The organism is Mesorhizobium sp. M7A.F.Ca.CA.002.04.1.1, from assembly GCF_004022805.1.
Classification (GTDB): Bacteria; Pseudomonadota; Alphaproteobacteria; order Rhizobiales; family Rhizobiaceae; genus Mesorhizobium; species Mesorhizobium ciceri.
This window is the reverse complement of the sequence record NZ_RZPL01000687.1, coordinates 1-3,016: the sequence shown is the minus strand read 5'-3', so window position 1 is coordinate 3,016 and position 3,016 is coordinate 1. Positions and strand designations below refer to the sequence as shown.

Genomic DNA, 3,016 nt, shown 5'->3' with positions numbered 1-3,016 from the left:
TCGATGCTGTGGGTGATGAAGACGATGGTTGTCTTGGTGTCGAGCCAGATCTCCTCGACCAGCCGGTTCATCTCCTCGCGGGTGAAACTGTCGAGCGCGCCGAACGGCTCGTCCATCAAAAGCACCGAGGGCTTTAGCGCCAGCGCCCGCACGATCGCCGCGCGCTGCTGCATGCCGCCCGACAGCTCGCGCGGAAACTTGCCGCCGAAGCCATCAAGCCCGACCCGGTTGAGCAGATGCGCGATCCACGCCCGGTCCGGCTTCTCGCTCTTGATCTCGAAGGGGAAGCGGATGTTGGCGTCGAGGTTGCGCCACGGCAGGAGGTTCGCCTCTTGGAAGACGATGCCGATATCGGGATGCGGACCGGTGATGGCCTTGCCGTCGAGCCGGATCTCGCCACTGGTCAGGCTGTGCAGGCCCGACATCGACCACAAAAGCGTGGTCTTGCCGCAGCCGGAAGGGCCGACGATCGAGACGATTTCATTGACGCTGACATCGAGGCTGCAGCGGTCCAGCGCCAGCAGGTCGCCGGAGGCCGTGTGATAGATCTTGGTGGCTGCCTGCACGCCAAGCTTCGGCTTTTTTGCATCGCCCGTGTTCATCTGCCCCCCGGGAAGATTGCGCGATGATCCATTGGCTCATCCCCAGCGAAAATCAGTCTGTAACTATCCTACTTTCCTGTCAAGCACCGACGATAGCGGCCGTATCGCGAAAATCGATTAGTATACCTATCATCTTGTTTTACCGTCGGTTTTACGGCCTTGAAATGCATGTTGCTTTCCTACATACTTCGGAACTGACACGGACCGGAGAGGAACGGAGGAAGGTGAGCTTTCCCCAACGACACGCTGCGGTTGCGATCCGGTCGGGCACGTGGAGCCAGGGCGTGCAAACATGCTAAGACGACAGCCTCGCAACCCAGGGAAAGACCAGGACCCCATGACCGACGCTGGCAGCCAGGACGAGCCTGTTCCAGGCCCCGATACCGAGAGACGCGATCCTGTCCGGCGCATCCCCGACATCATCTCGCTGGTCAAGGATTCCTACAGCGAATTGCGCCCGGCCGAACGGCGTGTCGCCGATGTCGTTCTCGACGACGTCAAATATGCCGTCGACGCCTCCAACGCCGCCCTTGCCCAGCGCGCCGGGGTCAGCGAACCGACGGTGACCCGGTTCTGCCGCGCCATCGGCTGCGAGGGCGTGCGCGATTTCAAGCTGAAGCTGGCGCAGAGCCTCGTCGTCGGCGCGCTCTACCTGGCCAAGTCGCCTTCCGTCAGCAATGACAATGGCATGCCGTTCTGGAACGCCGTGTTCGGCGAGGCGCGCCGGGCGCTGCAGGAGGCCGAGCGGCAGCTCGACCCGGCCCAGCTGCAGAAGGCCGCCGAGCTGATCGCCAAGGCGCGCCAGGTCACGGTCTTCGGCCTCGGCGGCAGCTCCTCGGCGCTGGCGCAGGAAACCCAATACCGGCTGTTCCGCTACGGCATAACAGTCAGCGCCCAGTGCGATCCCTATCTGATGCGCATGACCGCCTCGACGCTCAAGCCCGGCGATCTGGTGATCGCCATTTCGGCGACGGGACGCACCCGCGAGGTGATCGAGGCCGTCGAGCTCGCCAAGCATTACCGCGCCAATGCGATCGCCGTGACCGCGCCCGACACCGAGCTCGCCCGCACCTGCGACGTCAGGCTGACGGTGGCGGTGCCGGAATATCCCGACACGCTGAAGCCGACGGCATCGCGCTTCGCCTTTCTGGCGGCGATCGACCTGCTGGCGGTGGCCTCCGCCTACAAGCTCGACGGCTCGGCCCGCGAGACGGTGCGCCGCATCAAATACAACGCCCAGATCCACCGCACCGGCAAGGAGATGGAGCCGCTCGGAGACTAGGGCTGCGCTTTTCCTTCTCCCCTTGTGGGAGAAGGTGGATCGGCGCGTAGCGCCGAGACGGTTGAGGGGTGGGTGACGGAGTGCCGTCGGCGCCAAGCTGGAGCACCCCTCATCCGACCTCACTTCGTGAGGCCACCTTCTCCCCTTGTGGGAGAAGGGAAGCCGGACATGAAACGAAAGAGGGAAAGAGATGCTCGAAATAGCACCGACGAAACAGGCCGCCGCATGGCTCGAATCCCTGGCACAGGCACTCGCAGCCGGCGACGCTGCGGCGGCGAGCAACCTCTTCGTCGACGATTGCTACTGGCGCGATCTCCTGACCTTCACCTGGAACATCACGACCGTGGAAGGCCGCGCGGCGATCGCCGACATGCTGGCGACGACGCTGGCGACGGCCAAGCCGAGCGCGTGGCGGCTGACCGGCGAGGCGACCTCGGACGACGGCACCATCGAGGCCTGGTTCAGCTTCGAAACCGTGGTGGCCAGGGGGGAGGGCATCATGCGGCTGCGCGACGGCCGCTGCCGGACATTGTTCACGGCGATGGCCGACCTCAAGGGCTTCGAGGAGCGCAAGGGCGCGGCGCGGCCGCTCGGCGTGCGCCACAAGGCCGATCCCCAGCGCGAGACCTGGTCGGAGGCGCGGGCGCGCGAGACGCGCGAACTCGGCACTGATGAACAGCCCTATTGCCTGGTCATCGGCGGCGGCCAGGGCGGCATCATGCTGGGGGCGCGACTGCGCCAGCTCGGCGTGCCGGCCATCGTCATCGAGAAGAATGCCAGGCCGGGTGACTCATGGCGCAACCGCTACCGCACGCTCGTGCTGCACGATCCGGTCTGGTACGACCATCTGCCCTACATTCCCTTCCCCGAAAACTGGCCGGTGTTCACGCCCAAGGACAAGATGGGCGACTGGCTGGAAATGTATACGCGCGTCATGGAGCTCAACTACTGGGTCGCCACCAAATGCCTCAGCGCCAGCTATGACGAGGCCGAAAAAGTCTGGACCGTGGTCGTCGACCGCGTCGGCCGGCAGATCACGCTGAAGCCCAAGCACATCGTCTTCGCCACCGGCGCCTACGGCCCGCCGCGGCGGATCGATCTGCCGGGCGCCGGCCGGTTCAAGGGCTGTCTC

Annotated in this window: 3 protein-coding genes; 2 read left to right on the top strand and 1 reads right to left on the bottom strand. The window is 65.0% G+C overall.

All coding sequences use genetic code 11. From position 1 onward, the window contains the following. The coding region (locus ENZ75_RS26785; RefSeq protein WP_164888024.1) for an ABC transporter ATP-binding protein at positions 1 to 602 on the bottom strand (602 nt) is incomplete at its 3' end. 337 nt (positions 603 to 939) lie between these two features. On the opposite strand from ENZ75_RS26785, the gene ENZ75_RS26780 reads away from it, so the two are divergent. Beyond that, positions 940 to 1,884 (top strand): MurR/RpiR family transcriptional regulator, encoded by a 945-nt coding sequence (locus tag ENZ75_RS26780; RefSeq protein ID WP_063169588.1) that lies wholly within the window; start codon positions 940 to 942, stop codon positions 1,882 to 1,884. A gap of 190 nt (positions 1,885 to 2,074) precedes the next feature. Continuing rightward, positions 2,075 to 3,016: NAD(P)/FAD-dependent oxidoreductase (locus ENZ75_RS26775; RefSeq protein WP_164888023.1), on the top strand; the 942-nt coding region annotated here is incomplete at its 3' end.